The organism is Methylobacterium sp. Leaf111, from assembly GCF_001423285.1.
Lineage (GTDB): Bacteria > Pseudomonadota > Alphaproteobacteria > Rhizobiales > Beijerinckiaceae > Methylobacterium.
This window is the reverse complement of the sequence record NZ_LMNE01000001.1, coordinates 459591-475655: the sequence shown is the minus strand read 5'-3', so window position 1 is coordinate 475655 and position 16065 is coordinate 459591. Positions and strand designations below refer to the sequence as shown.

The 16065-nt window shown below is 63.9% G+C and carries 12 protein-coding genes and 2 tRNA genes; 2 read left to right on the top strand and 12 right to left on the bottom strand.

The window, feature by feature from the left end; all coding sequences use genetic code 11:
• Positions 1-4: 4 nt before the first annotated feature.
• Together ASF41_RS02030 and ASF41_RS02025 are read left to right on the top strand one after the other, a co-directional pair.
• A complete protein-coding gene (locus tag ASF41_RS02030; protein WP_244479553.1) occupies positions 5-1288 on the top strand; it encodes an NTP/NDP exchange transporter in 1284 nt (427 codons plus the stop codon).
• Positions 1289-1610: 322 nt separating this feature from the next.
• A complete protein-coding gene (locus ASF41_RS02025; RefSeq protein WP_056219319.1) occupies positions 1611-2084 on the top strand; it encodes a MucR family transcriptional regulator in 474 nt (157 codons plus the stop codon).
• Between the two features lie 98 nt (positions 2085-2182).
• On the opposite strand, the gene ASF41_RS02020 is transcribed toward ASF41_RS02025, so the two are convergent.
• The 12 genes from ASF41_RS02020 to ASF41_RS01965 all read right to left on the bottom strand — a co-directional run bounded on the left by ASF41_RS02020 (position 2183) and on the right by ASF41_RS01965 (position 15970).
• Positions 2183-2416 carry a hypothetical protein gene (locus ASF41_RS02020; protein WP_056490392.1) on the bottom strand — a complete coding sequence of 78 codons (234 nt, stop codon included), beginning with the start codon at positions 2414-2416 and terminating at the stop codon, positions 2183-2185.
• 69 nt (positions 2417-2485) lie between these two features.
• A complete protein-coding gene (locus ASF41_RS02015) occupies positions 2486-3658 on the bottom strand; it encodes a hypothetical protein (protein WP_056491211.1) in 1173 nt (390 codons plus the stop codon).
• 962 nt (positions 3659-4620) lie between these two features.
• Complete coding sequence (locus ASF41_RS02010) at positions 4621-6105, bottom strand: DUF882 domain-containing protein (protein WP_082503930.1); 1485 nt, start codon at positions 6103-6105, stop codon at positions 4621-4623.
• A 561-nt stretch (positions 6106-6666) separates the two neighbouring features.
• A tRNA-Gly gene (locus ASF41_RS02005) sits at positions 6667-6740 on the bottom strand.
• A gap of 71 nt (positions 6741-6811) precedes the next feature.
• Positions 6812-6895: transfer RNA gene (locus ASF41_RS02000), tRNA-Tyr, on the bottom strand.
• 68 nt (positions 6896-6963) lie between these two features.
• A complete protein-coding gene (recJ, locus tag ASF41_RS01995; RefSeq protein ID WP_056490389.1) occupies positions 6964-8772 on the bottom strand; it encodes a single-stranded-DNA-specific exonuclease RecJ in 1809 nt (602 codons plus the stop codon).
• Positions 8773-8886: 114 nt separating this feature from the next.
• Positions 8887-10287, bottom strand: coding sequence for an NAD(P)(+) transhydrogenase (Re/Si-specific) subunit beta (locus ASF41_RS01990; protein ID WP_056219333.1), 1401 nt, complete (start codon positions 10285-10287; stop codon positions 8887-8889).
• Positions 10288-10290: 3 nt separating this feature from the next.
• On the bottom strand, positions 10291-10740 hold the full coding sequence (locus ASF41_RS01985) for a proton-translocating transhydrogenase family protein (protein WP_056219337.1): 450 nt from the start codon (positions 10738-10740) through the stop codon (positions 10291-10293).
• Positions 10741-10757: 17 nt separating this feature from the next.
• Entirely contained in the window at positions 10758-11897 is a 1140-nt protein-coding gene (locus tag ASF41_RS01980; RefSeq protein ID WP_056219340.1) for a Re/Si-specific NAD(P)(+) transhydrogenase subunit alpha, read from the bottom strand.
• A gap of 69 nt (positions 11898-11966) precedes the next feature.
• Positions 11967-12260 (bottom strand): aa3-type cytochrome c oxidase subunit IV, encoded by a 294-nt coding sequence (locus ASF41_RS01975; protein WP_056219345.1) that lies wholly within the window; start codon positions 12258-12260, stop codon positions 11967-11969.
• 124 nt (positions 12261-12384) lie between these two features.
• Entirely contained in the window at positions 12385-13749 is a 1365-nt protein-coding gene (locus tag ASF41_RS01970) for an AarF/ABC1/UbiB kinase family protein (protein WP_056219348.1), read from the bottom strand.
• A 343-nt stretch (positions 13750-14092) separates the two neighbouring features.
• On the bottom strand, positions 14093-15970 hold the full coding sequence (locus tag ASF41_RS01965; protein ID WP_056219351.1) for a M3 family oligoendopeptidase: 1878 nt from the start codon (positions 15968-15970) through the stop codon (positions 14093-14095).
• Positions 15971-16065 lie beyond the last annotated feature (95 nt).

Here is a 16065-nt window from a genome sequence, read left to right as displayed (position 1 = left end):
CGATATGCGGCCGGGCGAGGCACCGGCACTTGCCTGGTCGTGGGCGTACATCTTCTCGATCCTGGCGGCCTATTATGTGCTCCGTCCCATCCGCGACCAGATGGGCTTGGCGGGCGGCATCGAGAATCTGCCCTGGCTCTTCACGGGCACTTTGGTGGGGATGCTGGCTCTTAACCTGCCCTTCGCCTGGCTCGTGAAAACGCTGCCGCGGGCGCGGTTCGTACCGCTCACCTATCGGTTCTTCGCGGCCAACATTCTCGTCTTCGCCGCTACTCTGTACCTCGCGGGTCCGGAAGGGAATATCTGGATCGGCCGTGCGTTCTTCATATGGTTGTCGATCTTCAACCTGTTCGTCGTCTCGGTCTTTTGGGCTACCATCGTCGATGTCTTCTCGACGGAGCAGGGTAAGCGGCTGTTCGGTTTCATCGCAGCCGGGGCGACCCTCGGGGCCATCGCGGGCTCGGCGACCACCGCCATCCTCGCTCGCGACGTGCCGACCTGGGCCCTCCTGACCGGCGCGGCAGTCCTTCTCGAGGCGGCGGTCTTCAGCATGCGCGGACTCGCCCGTTTGTCGGACCGCCTGCGTCAGGCACCAACCGCCGGTGATGCACCGGCCGCCGAGGCCATCGGTGGCAGCGCCTTCGCGGGTATCACGCGGACGCTCCGGTCACCCTACCTTCTGAATATCAGTCTGTTCCTGTTGCTGTTCTCGACCACATCGACGTTCCTGTATTTCGAACAAGCCGGCATCGCGAAGCGCAGCTTTCCCGATCGAGGTGCGCAGACGGCCTTCTTCGCAAGCGTGGATCTGCTGGTGAACGCGCTCACTCTTGGCGTGCAATTCTTCCTGACCGGACGGATCGTGCGCCGGATCGGTGTGGGGCCGGCCCTGGCCGTCCTGCCAGCGGCCAGCATCCTGGGTTTCGCGGTCCTGGCCGTTTCGCCGACGATCACCGCCATTGTGCTCTTCCAGGTTCTGCGACGCGCCGGAAACTTCGCCATTGCACGGCCTATCCGTGAGGTGCTGTTCACGGTCGTACCGCGAGAGGATCGCTATAAGGCGAAGAACTTCATCGACACGGTGGTGTATCGCGTCGGTGATCAGGTCGGGGCCTGGTCATTCGCCGGGATCGCCGCTCTGGGGCTCGGTTCGACCGCTGTCGCCGTGACGGCGGTCCCGCTGTCCGTGGCATGGCTTCTGAACAGTCTCTGGCTCGGGCGTCGGCAAGGGGAGCGTCAGGCGCGTCAGGACAGCATCGTGCAGGATCAGACCGCAACCGGCCGGTAGCAAGCCCCGATGCCAAGGAGTTCTGGGCGTGGCGGCGTCACGCGACAAACCGGAAATCGCTGCGACTCCACATCGGATCGGGCAGTATGGACAACGCTCGACCTATCCACCGCGGCCCGATGGTTGTGCCGGCGGACGTGGCCGAGCACACAAGCAATAATCGCGAGTACGCTTCCGCATGCAGCGTCTCTGTTGTGGACATCTCTTATCTGTGATGCGCATGTCAGGCATGTTCATCGCCGAATTTGGCCTCGGGCGCTTGATAAATGTCTACGAATGGGCGATCTGCTGCCTTGGGGGCACAGGGAAAAGAAAATTACGCATGTCCGAAAGCACCGAAATTCAAACGACCGACTTCGTCGATCTCGCCGCCGACATCGTCGCGGCGTATGTATCGAACAATCCAGTCCGGACCACCGATCTACCGGATCTGATCCGCAATGTGCACGCCGCGCTCAACGGCCTCGTCACCGGTGCCGCCCAGACCGCCGAGGAGGTTGCGCCCGAAAAGCCGACGCCCGCCCAGATCCGCAAATCCGTGATGCCGGACGGCATCATCAGCTTTCTCGACGGCAAGAGCTACAAGACGCTGAAGCGTCACCTCAGCAGCCACGGCCTTGATCCCCACAGCTACCGGCAGCGTTACGGCCTCCCGGCCGATTACCCGATGGTCGCCCCGTCCTACGCCGCCATGCGTTCGGAACTCGCGAAGTCAATCGGCCTCGGTCAGGTTGCGAACCGCAACGAAGACGAAGAGGTCCCGCCGAAGACCAAGGGCCGCAAACAGGCTGCTTAAGTCACCGCCTCGCGCCTTGTCGAGGTTACGCTCCCCCTTGACGGCGCGTGACCTCGGCGGTCGTTGCATCAACCCCGTGGCTGGGTATTCGACGGGTTCTAGAGCCAACGTTCATCGAGGTCCGTAGCGTTCCGATCGGTGATCGGCTGGGTGTCGTCACCTTGCGCGAAGATTACGATATCGTTGGGACCGACGTCGCGCGTGGCGTAGAAGTCCCAGCGCCGGTGGGTGATCCGGGGACCGCCGAAGAGACGGTACGCGTTCCAATAGCGATCATCGCGAAACCCCACATAGTGAACGCTTCGAGCGGACTGCGCCGGTTCGTCAGCCATGGCTTTGTCTCGGGCGAGGGAGAAGCGGCTGAAGTGAGGTTTTGCGTGCATCCCTCGGCATCGACGATCCTATCGTCCGGCCAGAGACGCGGGTTGGCCGGGAAGCGATAGGCGATTGCCCGTATCGATCAGGGTATCGCCCGAGATGCGGTAGATGCCCAAGTTCCGGTCGACGTAATTACAGACATAAACGTAATCGCCGGAGGGACTGAATGCGACACCCTGCGTGACGGCGCCCGCTTCCGCCTGGGACGTCATCTGCACGCTCTGTGACGAGAGGGTCAGCAACGCGACAGCGCCAGTCGGCGTATAGCCCGGGCTTCCACGTGCTGCGCTCGACCCCCGGACGATCGAGACGGCGGCATGTCGGCCGTCCGGCGCGATCACCAGTGCTTCCGGCGTGTCGCCGATTCCCAGGTGATCGAGGACGACCGGGCGTCGACCATCGGCGCGAATGACACTGATGGTATCGGCGTGCCCGTCGCTTGGCTCCTGTCCGGTGTTCCCAGTGAGCGCGAGCGTTCCGTCGGGCGTCACATCGAGCCCGTAGACCCCTGCGCCAACTGGCATATCGTACTCCGGCTCATAGCGCACCGAAGTGCCATTGATCGACAGGACGCCAATACGCGCCGCTTTGTTCTTTGCGACGAAGGCGCGCCGTCCATTCGCAGCGAAGGCGACCGCCGCAGCTTCATCGCCCACATCGATCGTTGCGACCGGCCGAACCTTTGAGCCGAGGATTGAGAGCACGGTGACGCTGCGTCCCTCGCGATTGGCGATGAGCGCGAGATCGCCGGTCCTCGAAATGCTGATACCGGAGGGTTGCTGTCCAACCTCGACTGTCTCAATGAGGCGCGGTGGCGTCGCGGTCAGATCGATGACATGCAGGCGATTGTCCGCGTGAGCGTACCAAGCGGTACCGTCATGGTGCATCAGCACCGAACTTGCGACCAAACCGAGACGCCCGTCCGGCGTGACCCGCAGGTTCGTCGGCGGTCCGTACACCGAGTTGTCGAGAGTTAGGGTATGGACCAAGCGAGGATGTGCCTCATCACTGGCGTCGATGATCCCAACGGCATCACTCCCGTTCGGTCCGTTGCGGCTGCCATCCAGCGTGAAGAACGTTTTGCCATCGAGGCCGACAAGCAGGAAGGCCGGTGCGTCTCCCGAGGCCAAAGCGCGTATCGGGCTAAGGGCGATCAGGAGTGCCATCCCGAGCGTGCGGACGTGAATGCGTGTCATGTCCTGCACATAGGGCAGCCGGATCGGGAGTCCCGTTCGGTACATACCGGAGCGATCGGCTTACCGGGCCCGCCGGCCGGCACGTTATCGAAACAAACGGAGTCCTGCGCCGAGAAGACCAAGGCCTGCAATGAGCAGCGTACCGCCAGCCCATTCCAAGGCAATCCGACGCCGCGGCGAGGCCTGGGCAGCGGCGGCCAGAGCAATACCTGCCAGCAGGAAACTTGCACTTACCTTGAACATCAAGAACCGCCTTCCTTGGGTGTTTGAGCTATTGCGGTCCTCATCGAAAGGTTGCCTGATCCTTCCAACGCCGCAGACACCTCCTTGTCTTTGAAATGAATTCGGAATGGCATACCCCATTTGGCGGATCGGCGAGGCTTTCGCACACAATAAAAATCTTCGCGAAAGCCGGATTCCCCTCGAAATTCAAGTTCATAATTGCAAAGTGCTCTGCCAGTCTTTGAAAAACATCTTTTTACAAATTACGCGTTTGAACATCGTCCTATAAAAGCGCTCAGATTAATCAGTTTGATAGACTGACATCAGTTTCACCTTTCATTTTGGACTATGGGTTCGATGATAACTTAACTTACCTCCAGGCTGTTCAGTGAAGATTTGTTCGGTTGATCGTCTGTCGCGATGCTTCCGATTGGTGGGCCGTTTTAAAAATTTGGTGTCGGCAAGGAAAATGCTGGGCAAGCCACACGTTGTGTTCGGGGCAGATATTTCATGGGCGGACGAGGTGGTCCGTGGCAGCGAACTACCCTCTCGGTTCTCGTAATGCGAACGCCCGTCGCGCTTCTGATGGACGACCTCCACGGTCAGTCCCGAGCCTCACTCCGCCGGGTCGCGACCTACCGGTTCGTGCGCTCGCGTCCGAGGAACTTCGACGGTTCCTCCGACCTCAAGCGGGATGCAAAGTTAATCTGTCGCGTTACAGGCAAGTGAGCGCGTTGCGATCAGCGTGTGCCGGGTACGACGCGTGTGGCCGAGCCAGTAAATCGCGAGGCCGCGAGGTCGTCGCCTGGGCTTCGGGCCGAGAAGCGGGTGGCGACGCCGACTTGCGGCAAGACAATCGCGGTCGGCGCTCCGTCGAGCTTTGCCTTCGCGTTGGCAAGCCTCACCGGCGCCATCCGACTCGCGGGCTCGACATTCGCGGCAGCCGCCACGAAGAGAGCATTGAGCTGCGTTCGCGGATCGGCATTGGCTGGCACGAGGGCTGCACGGGGGGGTATCGACGGGGAGAGATTGGCCATGCCGGCATTGCCGAGGCCGGCAAGGTGTACGACGGGCCGTGGGGGCGGTAGAGGCATCGTCAGGGCGGCGGTCACCGCTGCAAATTCCGCCGGACGACGGGGCGGCAGCGGCAGGGCCACAGAAGCGACCGTATCCGAGGCTGACGTTGCAGTTGTGGGCGTTTCGCTGGTCAGGAGGCTCTGGGCGTCACTGCCGTCGCGACGAAGGAAATTGCTTTTGAGGGCCTCATCCGCGGCGGGTGCCGCGTAGGCGAGCGCCGTGCGCGCACCGACCGGGTCCTCGGGATCGGCGCTGGCGACCACCACGGCTGCCGTCCTCGCTCGGGCTCGCTCCGACGCTTTCGTCGCTGCCTGCACGGGCGGTGCGGTATCTTGCGCGCGGCCGCCGCCGAAGAGGCTGGCAAAGAACCCCTTGATGCTCGGCCCGTCGTCCTCGTCCATTTGCGCCACCTCGGTGACCCCAAGAACGGTTCCGCCGCGCGAGAGGATTTCGGAACGGGCCATTTCGTAGCCGGGCAGGGGGCGATTGTCCGAGGGCAGGTGAACGGTCTTTCCATCCGGAAATAAACGGGCCAACTGATCGTGCGTCATACGCGGCCATGAGCGGACCGAGCCAACGTCGAGGTGCACGAAGGGGGAGCCGGAGCGGGGATACCAACCGACGCCGCCCCTCTGCATTCGCATGCCGATGGCCCGGATTTGGTCGATCGACACATCCGGCAGGTAGAAATCCATCGCCTTGCCGAGCATGTGCTGACTGTACTCGGCGACCATCTTGGATCGCCGGCGCAGCATCGCGTTGGTGCCGGGCGAGCGATAGGCAGAGACGACGTTGATCGGTTCCTGCGAACCCACCGACCGGTAGGCTTCCCAGACCGTGTCGAACAGGCGAGGGTCCATTTTGATCGGCTCATCGGATCGCCAGTCGCGCAAGAGCCAATTCAATTGCTCCAGAGCCGCCCTGTCGTAACGTCCGTCGCGCTTGAAGGTGACCGTCAGGCTTTCCTTGGTATGGGTGTGATAAATCGAAAGAGTCCGCGTATCACCGTTGGCGACGGCGTCCTGGGTGCCGCGGGTTCCACCCGCCAGAGCCAGACCGAAACTGGCACCGAAGACGGTCAGACGTCCGGCCCGCTTCCAAGAGCCGGGGCGATGGGTCGTCCGGCCGTTCCGCAGAAGCTTACCCACCGTGGTCTCACCCTCTACCCATTCGCGCGCGGGGCACGGATCATGGTGAACGCAAGGTTGCCGAAAACCGTAAACGTCCGGTTTACCGGGTCCTCGACACTTCGCCGCTCGATGTGCAACGGCTAAGTCTGAACCGTGGCGAAATCGTGCCAGGGTGTGCGCAGGCACACAGGTCAGATTTTGTTCCTAACTCATCTGGGGCAGAGGTAGGCGCTCCCGCTGCACGAAGCGATTCCTCCACCCCCGTCTGTGTCCACGGTGTACCAAAGCCTAGGTGCGGCGAACGCGATTTGGGCAGGCACGTCGACGAAAGGCTGATCGATGCGACGGCCGCGCGCCGATGTGTCGAGATCGTCACGGAGGGTTCGCCGCTTCGCCCCCTTGGTTCGCTAGGGGAGGACATCCCCATCCGTCGATATCAACCGCTGGAAAGCCAACGCAAAACGTCGTTGCGCGAGCCAACCCGCACCAAGCAACCGATCAATCGGCCTCGTTCGGACCCTCGGCAAACGATGGAGAAGTTTTCATGCCGCTTCAGCGGCGTCGGATTCAGAAATCGGATGGAGCGGGTACCGGGAATCGAACCCGGGTATTCAGCTTGGAAGGCTGCTGCTCTACCATTGAGCTACACCCGCATCGCCGACCTTTGTAATAGGTCGCCGAGGCTAGAGACATCCCGGAGAGTTTCGGGATCTCGGTAAAGATTTGGTGGGGGAAGTAGGACTCGAACCTACGAAGCTTACGCAGCGGATTTACAGTCCGCCCCCTTTGCCGCTCGGGACATTCCCCCAAACCGACCGTCTTTCGACGGCGCGCCGTCCTTATGATGACCGCCCGGGCGGGAGTCAACCGCATCGCTCAATCGAAATATGCGAGATCGCAGATGCGCATTTGGGCACGCTCAGCGCCACGCCAGGTATCCACGGACAGCGTCCCAGCGACATGCACCTCTCGGCCGACGCTGGATAGGATTGCCTGTCCGAGAGGACCCTGTGCCGAACGGAATGCGATGGCGCCGATGGCCTGGCCATCCCGACTTCGCAGACGGGCTCGAACGTGCCCATGACCGACGACCGCGGCGTCCACGATGCGGTGTCGCGGCAGGACGAAGGTCGGCTCCGGGGCCGCGGATCCGAATGGGCCGGCCCGGTGAATCGTGCGCACGAGTTCGGCGGTGACACCGCCCGCGCTCATTGCGCCATCCACCAGAAGCGCTTCGACAGCCCGTGCCTCGGCAACGGTCTCGGATAGAACAGCCGTGAGGTGATCGCGAAAACCCGTGACGTTCGGACCAGGCAGCGTGACGCCCGCCGCCATAGCGTGGCCTCCACCCTTCAGGGCAACCCCTGCCTCGACCGCCGTGCGGACCGCGTGCCCTAAATCCGCACCGACGATCGATCGACCCGAACCGGTTGCGGTGCCGTCCGGCCGAAGGGCGAAAGCGAAGGCCGGGCGGCCGAAGCGCTCCTTCAAGCGCGCCGCGATGAGCCCGACGACGCCGGGATGCCAGTCGGTGGACGCGGCCACCAGCACCGGTTGCTCGGGATCGAGACTGAGCGCGTGGTCCATCTCGGACTCGGCGGCGGCGACCGCTGTCGCCTCGATGACCTGACGTTCGCGATTGAGCCGATCGAGTTCCGCCGCAATCCGTGCAGCCTCGGCCGGGTCGGCCGTGGTGAGGAGGGTTGCCCCAAGAGCCGCATTCCCGATGCGCCCCCCGGCATTGATGCGCGGGCCGACAAGGTAGCCGAGGTGCCAAGCCTCTGGCGGCTCAGTCAGAGACGCAGCATCCAGAAGCGCTGCGAGACCAATGCGGCCGCGGGCGCGCATCACCTTAAGGCCTTGCACGACGAAGGCGCGATTCAGGCCAACCAACGGGACGACATCCGCGACGGTGGCCAGGCCAACGAGGTCGAGCGACTCGGCGAGGTCAGGCAGCCGATCGACGAATTCCGGTTCTCGCCGAAGTCGCCGGTTTAGCGCAACAAGCGTAAGGAAGACGACCCCAGCGGCGCAGAGATGGCCGAGCCCCGACAAGTCGTCGAGGCGATTCGGGTTCACGAGCGCACGGGCCGGGGGCAGGTGCTCTGGGGCGCCATGATGGTCGAGGACGACGACATCAAGGCCGACTGCCGCTGCGGCCTCCAAGGGCGCGTGTCCGCTCGTGCCGCAATCGACGGTGATCAGCAGCGTAGCGCCGGCCTCCCGCAGAGCCTCGACGGCGGCGACGTTGGGGCCATAGCCTTCGGTGATTCGGTCAGGAATGTGGATTTGGACGATCAGGCCGAGGCTACGCAGGTAGCCGGCCAGGAGCGACGCGCTGGCTGCACCGTCGACATCGTAGTCGCCGAATACCGCCACTCGCTCGCCGGTCAGAACAGCGCGCGCGAGCCGCTCGGTAGCCGTCGCCATATCGACCAAGCAGTTCGGGTCCGGCATCAGGTCGCGCATTCGCGGCTGCAGATACGCCTCCGCTTCGGCCGGTCGGATGCCGCGCCCGGCCAGGACCCGGGCCAGCAACTCGGGCAGGGCATGCGCCTGCACCATCGTCGCCGCGTAAGCCTGGAGGGCCGGATCGGCGCAGCGGTCGCGCCAGGGCCGGCCGAGAACCGAGTGGGAGATGTCGAGGAACGCGCGAGGCGCGTCGAGGGCGAGGGCGGCTGACACGGGGGGATCATAGCGCCATCTGGGACGCAGGACTGCATCCCAAACGACAAAGGGGCCGGCGAACACGCGCCGGCCCCTCGAGGAAGGTCTCGCGGGCCAGCGCCCGCGGTCGCATCAGAGATTCTTGAGGATGTTGTCGACCACCTTCTTGGCGTCACCGAACAGCATCATGGTGTTATCGCGGAAGAACACCTCGTTCTCGACGCCGGCGTAACCTGAGCCCATGCCGCGCTTGATGAACAGGACGGTCTTGGCCTTCTCGACGTCCAGGATCGGCATGCCGTAGATCGGCGAGGCTTTGTCGGTCTTTGCCGCCGGGTTGGTGACGTCGTTGGCACCAATCACGAAGGCCACGTCGGCTTGCGGGAACTCGCCGTTGATGTCCTCCAGCTCGAAGACTTCGTCGTAGGGCACGTTCGCCTCGGCGAGCAGCACGTTCATGTGACCGGGCATGCGGCCGGCGACCGGGTGGATCGCGTATTTCACGTCCACACCTTCCTTCTTGAGCATATCGACCATCTCGCGAAGGCTGTGCTGGGCCTGGGCTACAGCCATGCCGTAGCCCGGCACGATGATGACGCGCTCGGCGTTCTTCATGATGTAGGCCGCGTCGTCGGCCGAGCCCTGCTTGACCGGACGGGTCTCGACAGCGCCACCGGCGCCGGTTGCTGCGGCGTCACCGCCGAAGCCACCGAGGATGACGGAGACGAACGAGCGGTTCATCGCCTTGCACATGATATAGGACAGGATCGCACCGGACGATCCGACCAGCGCACCCGTGATGATGAGCGCGAGGTTGCCCAGGGTGAAGCCGATACCAGCCGCGGCCCAGCCCGAGTAGGAGTTCAGCATCGAGACGACGACGGGCATGTCCGCGCCGCCGATCGGAATGATGAGGAGGCCGCCGAGTACGAAGGACAGCAGCACGATCAACCAGAAGATCGCCTTGCTCTCGTTGCCGATGAAGATTGCGATCAGCACCACAAGGGCGACGCCGAGGCCGATGTTGATGAGGTGCCGCTGCGGCAGCATGATAGGCTTGCCGGACATACGGCCATCAAGCTTCAGGAACGCGATGACCGAGCCCGTGAAGGTGATGGCGCCGATGGCGACGCCGAGCGCCATTTCGAACAGCGATTCCTTGTGAATGTGGCCGTTCTCGAGGATGCCGACCGCCTGCGGCGCGTAGAGCGTTGCCGCCGCGCCCATTACGGCCGCAAGGCCGACGAGGGAGTGAAAGGCGGCCACGAGCTGCGGCATCGCCGTCATCGGCACACGCTTGGCGATGACTGCGCCGGCACCGCCGCCGATGGCGAGGCCCAAGATGACAATGACCCAGGCGCCGAGCCCGGCTGGCGGATGGCCGACCAGGGTGGTGAGCATGGCGAGGCCCATGCCGATCATGCCGTACAGGTTGCCCTGTCGCGAAGTGGTCGGGTGCGAGAGCCCCCGCAGCGCCATGATGAACAGGACGCCGGAGACGATGTAGAGAAGGGATGAGACGTTCTGGGACATGTCTCAGGCCTTCTTCTTGTACATGCCGAGCATGCGCTGAGTGACGAGGAACCCGCCGAAGATGTTCACGCTGGCGAGGATGATGCCGACGAAGCCGAAGAAGCGGGCCCATCCGGTGCCGTGCTCGACGTAAGGCACGCCGGCGGCGAGCAGGGCGCCGACGATGATGACCGACGAGATCGCGTTGGTGACGGACATCAGCGGCGTGTGCAGAGCCGGGGTAACTGACCAGACAACATAGTAGCCCACGAAGATTGCCAGGACGAAGATCGCGAGCTGGAAGACCGTCGGGTCGACGGCTCCGTGAGTCACGGCGCTGAGGCCGTGACCGAGGCCGTCGGCGTATTTCTGCGCCTGGAGCGCGTGCTGCTGCGCGATGTCAGCGGCAGTTCGGGCCGCGGCGGCGGCGGCGCGCGCCTGCTCGGCGGCCTGATCGGGGGGAAGCATAGCCATCGTATCCTCCGGCGGGATCAGGATTGGGGCTGGAACGAGGGGTGCGAGACCTGGCCGTCACGGGTCAGGTTGGTCGCCTTGACGAGTTCGTCGTCCCACTTCACCGCCAGGGCCTTGGACTCCTTGTCGACCAGGGTCTCGACGAAGGCGTAGAGGTTGCGGGCGTAGAGGCTGGAGGCCGTCGCCGCGAGGCGGCCGGCCACGTTGAGATGGCCGACGATCTTCACCCCCTTGTCGGTCACCACGACTTCGCCGGGCTTGGCGCCCTCGACGTTGCCGCCGCGCTCGACTGCGAGGTCGACCAGGACCGAGCCGGGCTTCATGGAGGCGACCATCGCCTCCGAGACAAGCTTCGGCGCCGGCCGGCCCGGAATCAGCGCCGTGGTAATGACGATGTCCTGTTTGGCGATGTGGGTGGTGACGAGGTCGGCCTGCTTCTTCTTGTACTCGGTCGACATCTCCTTGGCGTATCCGCCGGAAGTCTCGGCCTGCTTGAACTCCTCATCTTCGACCGCGACGAACTTGGCGCCGAGGGATTCGACCTGCTCCTTGGTGGCCGGGCGCACGTCGGTGGCGGTGACCACCGCGCCCATCCGGCGGGCCGTTGCGATAGCCTGAAGGCCGGCAACGCCGACACCCATGACGAAGACGCGGGCGGCCGGTACGGTTCCGGCGGCGGTCATCATCATGGGCATGGCACGGCCGTATTCGGACGCGCCGTCGACCACGGCGCGGTAACCCGCAAGATTGGCCTGGGACGACAGTACGTCCATCACCTGCGCGCGGGTGATGCGGGGCATCAGCTCCATAGCGAAGGCGTCGAGACCGGCCTCCGCCATGGCACCGAGTTCGGCCTCGTGGCCGTACGGATCCATGATTGCGATGACCGTGGCGCCGCGCGGCAGGAGGGCGATCTCCTCGGCCGAGGGACGCCGGACCTTCAGAACAAGGTCTGCGGACCCGGCGGCCTCGGAGGCCGATCCGGCGATGGAGGCCCCGGCGGCCTCGTAATCGGCGTCCGGAACGCCGGCCTTCAGACCGGCACCAGACTGGACGGTGACGTCGGCCCCGAGGCCGATGAACTTTTTGACCGTCTCTGGCACCGCCGCGACCCGCGGCTCCGCGGGATCGGTTTCCGATAATACAGCGATGCGCATGCAGGAATGCTCCTTAAAGGACGGCCCGAAGGCGACCCGCAAATCAGTCAAGTTGTGGTTGGAGAGTGATCAGGCGAAAGCGAGGTAAAGCGCCAGCAGGATGCCGACCGCCAGGGGGGCCTTCCAGCCGATCGCGGGGGCGAGAGCACCGACCGCACCGGCGATACCGGAAAGGATTACACCGAAGATCGCCGTCAGCCAGGCCTCGCGGATACCGCCGACCGCCAGGGCCAGAACCCAACACAGCACAACACCGGTGCCGATCTCTACGAACCGAACGAATCCGCGATAGGTCTGCTCGTGGGTCTTCTCATCCATCGCCGGGCTGTAATGCGCGCCGGACACGGTCTTGGTATCAGCCATCTTGTGGGCGTCCCCTTGGGCATCATCTTGATTTGTTCCAAGGGGATTTAGCGCAAGCCAAGGTCGCTCGCAATCGACATGCGCGCCCGGCAATCGCCTCGAACGGCTTTTTGTGGCCACGCTTTCAAGCCGGAGAAGCAAGTCCTGCCTTTGCCAGTGCCTCGCCCTGTCGCCCTTCGAGATCCGCGAGGGAGAAACGGTCGATCTCGGCCTCGAACAACTGGTGATAGTTCAGCTCCGACCGGAGATGCAGGAAGACGGCGCCGAGGCCGACCGCCGCCCGGTCCATGAAGACGAATTCCTGCGGGATCGTAACCGGACCGCGTGCCTTCAGGGCCTGATGAACCTCGAAGGCTTGTCGGCGCCCATACTCGCCGGGCTTGACCCCGTCGGCCACGGTTCGCGTGCGATCTTCCAGGATCGGCCCATAGATAAAGCGCGCCCAGATATTCAGGATTTCAACGAGTTCCTTGTTGAGATTCTTGAACCCCCAGGTCTCGTAGGCATGGACGATGCGTGCGTTGTCGTTGGTGAGCAAGCCCCGATACAGGTCGACGACACCGCCGACGAAGCGTGGATGGAAGATGCGGACGCAGCCGTAGTCGAGCAGGTTGATCCCCCGCGCCTCGCCCCCTTCTGAGAAGACCGTGTAATTGCCAAGGTGTGGGTCGCCGTGAATGACGGCGGCACGGCTGAACGGATGCCACCAGGCCTTGAACATCGACCGGGCCAGACGATTGCGGACGTCTACTGGACTCTCGGCGAAATCGAGGATGCGCTGCCCGTCGAGCCAGCCGAGCGTCAGGAGGCGCTTCGTCGAGAGATCCTTGTGGATGGCAGGCACGCGGACCGCATCGACGTCGCGAAGGACGTCGCCGTAGAGGACGGCATGCTTGGCCTCGCGCTCGTAGTCGAGTTCCTCGCGGACACGGGCACCGATTTCTTTTGCGATTTCACGGGTATCGAGCCACGTGGACATCCGCCGATGCAGGGCAAATGCGACTTCAAGCTGTTTAAGGTCGGCCTCTACGGCCGATTGCATATCCGGGTATTGAAGCTTGCAAGCGAGGTGCGTGCCGTCGAGGGCCGTGGCGCGGTGGACCTGACCGAGGGAGGCAGCTGCCGCCGGTTTGAGGTCGAAGGTCCGGAATCGGGTCTGCCAATTGGCCCCCAGTTCGGAGATCATGCGTCGCTTGACGAAAGCGGCGCCCATCGGAGGCGCATCGGCCTGAAGCTTCTGCAGTTCGGTGGCGTAATCGGGCGGCAACAGGTCCGGCACCGTCGCCAAAAGCTGCGCTACCTTCATGATCGGGCCCTTCAAACCGCCAAGGGCTTGCGCGAGGGCTACCGCATTGGTCGGAGCCTCCTTTCCGCCGAACAGCTTCGCGCCGGCCATGCGCGCCGCCACCCCTCCGACATTGGCGCCGACGCGGGCATAGCGACTTGCGCGGGCGGAGAAGCGGTTGGCTTCACGATCGGTGTCGGCCATCGGGATCAATCAACTCGTCGGGAGAAACTTTCTTCGGAGATAAGCGCAGTGATCGATCACGCCAGGGCAGCGGGCTCATGGGTCGCGGCTCGACAGTCCAGTGCCGGGCCGATCATCGAAAATTGGGCGTGTCAGTCAGCCGACGTCACTCTCACCGGTGGCGAGCCCGCGAATTACCCTTACAGCTCCGGCATGTTTCACTTGGATCGCCCTTCGCGATGCCACGGGACGGGCTGGTCAGCCCGGGACGAGCGAGGCGCCGGGTCCACCGATGAACCACCCCCCGTTGTCCGGGACGAACAACGAGAGGCATCCTTCTTCCATCGCTCATATCGCTGAGCGCTTACGCAGCCTCCATCCCCTCCAGTTCAGCGATCATGCCCTCGATCATCGACAGTCCGATCTGCCAGAAGCCAGGGTCGCGGGCGTCAAGGCCGAAGGGGCCCAGGAGTTCTCCGTAGGGCTTGGCACCGCCAGCCGACAGGAGGGCGAAGTAGCGCTCCACGAACCCGACTTCGGCCTTGGCGTAGACGCCGTAGAGCGAGTTCACAAGGCAATCGCCGAAAGCATAGGCATAGACGTAGAACGGCGAATGGATGAAGTGAGGGATGTAGGCCCAGAACGGCTCGTAACCCGCATCGAGCGCGATCGCCGGACCGAGGCTCTCGGCCTGCACCGACATCCAGAGGCCGTTGATCTGCTCGGCGGTCAGCTCGCCCTGTGCCCGGGCGAGGTGGACCTTCCGCTCGAAGGCGTAAAACGCGATCTGGCGCACGACCGTGTTGATCATGTCCTCGACCTTCGCCGCCAGCATGGCGCGGCGCTGGTTCGTGTTCGTGGTGGCGGCTAGGAGGCGGCGGAAGGTCAGCATCTCACCGAAGACGCTGGCAGTCTCGGCTAGGGTCAGAGGCGTAGGCGCCATCAGGGCGCCGTTCGGGCCGGCGAGGACCTGATGCACGCCGTGGCCGAGCTCGTGCGCAAGAGTCATCACGTCCCGCGGCTTGCCCTGGTAGTTGACCAGGACGTAGGGGTGGGCCGAGGGCACGGTCGGGTGCGCGAAGGCGCCGGGCGCCTTTCCGGGGCGGGTCGGAGCGTCGATCCAGTTGCGGTCGAAGAACGTCCGGGCGATGTCGGCCATCTGCGGAGAGAACGCCTGGTAGGCGTCGAGGACAGTGTCACGCGCCTCGCTCCACGGAATGGTGCGCTGATCGACCTTGGGGAGAGGAGCGTTTCGGTCCCAATAGGGCAGAGCCTCGACGCCGAACCACTTGGCCTTCAAGCGATAATAGCGGTGCGACAGCCGCGGATACGCGGCCTGGACGGCCTCCACCATCGCGGCGACCACCTCGGGCTCGACGCGGTTCGAGAGATGACGCGCATCCGCGACGTCCTTGAAGCCACGCCAGCGGTCGGAAATTTCCTTGTCCTTGGCGAGCGTGTTGGTGATCAGCGTAAAAGTGCGCAGGTTCGCACGGAAGACTTCGCTGAGAGCGCCCGCAGCGTCCTGTCGAATGGCGCCATCCGGATCCTGAAGCTTGTTGAGGGTCGGCTCCAGGGTAAGCTGCTCACCCTGCACGGGGAAGCGGAGCGCCGCGATCGTACCGTCGAAGAGCCGATTCCAGGCCGAGCGCCCGGTGACGGACTTCTCCAGGAAAAGTTTCTCGGTGCGATCGTCCAATTGGAACGGCTTCTCGCGCCGTAAGTCTTCCAGCCAAGGCGCGTAATGGTTGAGCGGCCCATCCGCCATGGCCCGATCCATCGACTCGTCTGAGATTCGGTTCAGTTCGAGGGCAAAGAACAACAGATTGCTGGAGGCCGCCGTCAGCCGCTCCTGCGTGTCTCCGTAGAATTTTTCCCTGAGCTCATCGGTGGTGTCGCCGGAATAGACCAAGCCCGCGAAAGACATCAGGCGTCCGAGCAGATCTTCGATGCCTTCGTATGTCGCGACCGCCTCGGCTAGTTGGGCCGAGGCATCCGACGCGGCCGCCATCTCGGCGAGGCGACCGGCGTAGCGCTCGGAGAACCGGGCACAATCCGCTTCGGCGCGGACCAGATCAGCCGAGAAATCGGGAGAATCGATCCCAACATACAGGTCGGTAAGGTCCCATTCCGGCAAAGCCCCCAGATCGGCCGCATGCGCGGCGACTCTGGCAGCGCTGGCCCCTTCCGCATTCGCGACGATGCCCGAACGACTGGCAGTGGCGACGGCTCGGCTCGGCATGATGATCTGGTTCCCTCTCGGACCGGTCAGGTCCGTGCGCGGTGATATCGAGTGCAAAGGCCGTCCGATCAATCCGAGTCGATCAGAATCCTGCG

What these genes read in the sequence shown, in the direction of transcription:
- ASF41_RS01985 (WP_056219337.1), bottom strand. Translation starts at nt 10,740, where the DNA reads ATGGCTATGCTTCCCCCCGATCAGGCCGCCGAGCAGGCGCGCGCCGCC.
- ASF41_RS01975 (WP_056219345.1), bottom strand. Translation starts at nt 12,260, where the DNA reads ATGGCTGATACCAAGACCGTGTCCGGCGCGCATTACAGCCCGGCGATG.
- ASF41_RS02030 (WP_244479553.1), top strand. Translation starts at nt 5, where the DNA reads ATGCGGCCGGGCGAGGCACCGGCACTTGCCTGGTCGTGGGCGTACATC.
- ASF41_RS02015 (WP_056491211.1), bottom strand. Translation starts at nt 3,658, where the DNA reads ATGACACGCATTCACGTCCGCACGCTCGGGATGGCACTCCTGATCGCC.
- ASF41_RS02020 (WP_056490392.1), bottom strand. Translation starts at nt 2,416, where the DNA reads ATGGCTGACGAACCGGCGCAGTCCGCTCGAAGCGTTCACTATGTGGGG.
- ASF41_RS01980 (WP_056219340.1), bottom strand. Translation starts at nt 11,897, where the DNA reads ATGCGCATCGCTGTATTATCGGAAACCGATCCCGCGGAGCCGCGGGTC.
- ASF41_RS01965 (WP_056219351.1), bottom strand. Translation starts at nt 15,970, where the DNA reads ATGCCGAGCCGAGCCGTCGCCACTGCCAGTCGTTCGGGCATCGTCGCG.
- ASF41_RS01990 (WP_056219333.1), bottom strand. Translation starts at nt 10,287, where the DNA reads ATGTCCCAGAACGTCTCATCCCTTCTCTACATCGTCTCCGGCGTCCTG.
- ASF41_RS01970 (WP_056219348.1), bottom strand. Translation starts at nt 13,749, where the DNA reads ATGGCCGACACCGATCGTGAAGCCAACCGCTTCTCCGCCCGCGCAAGT.
- ASF41_RS02025 (WP_056219319.1), top strand. Translation starts at nt 1,611, where the DNA reads ATGTCCGAAAGCACCGAAATTCAAACGACCGACTTCGTCGATCTCGCC.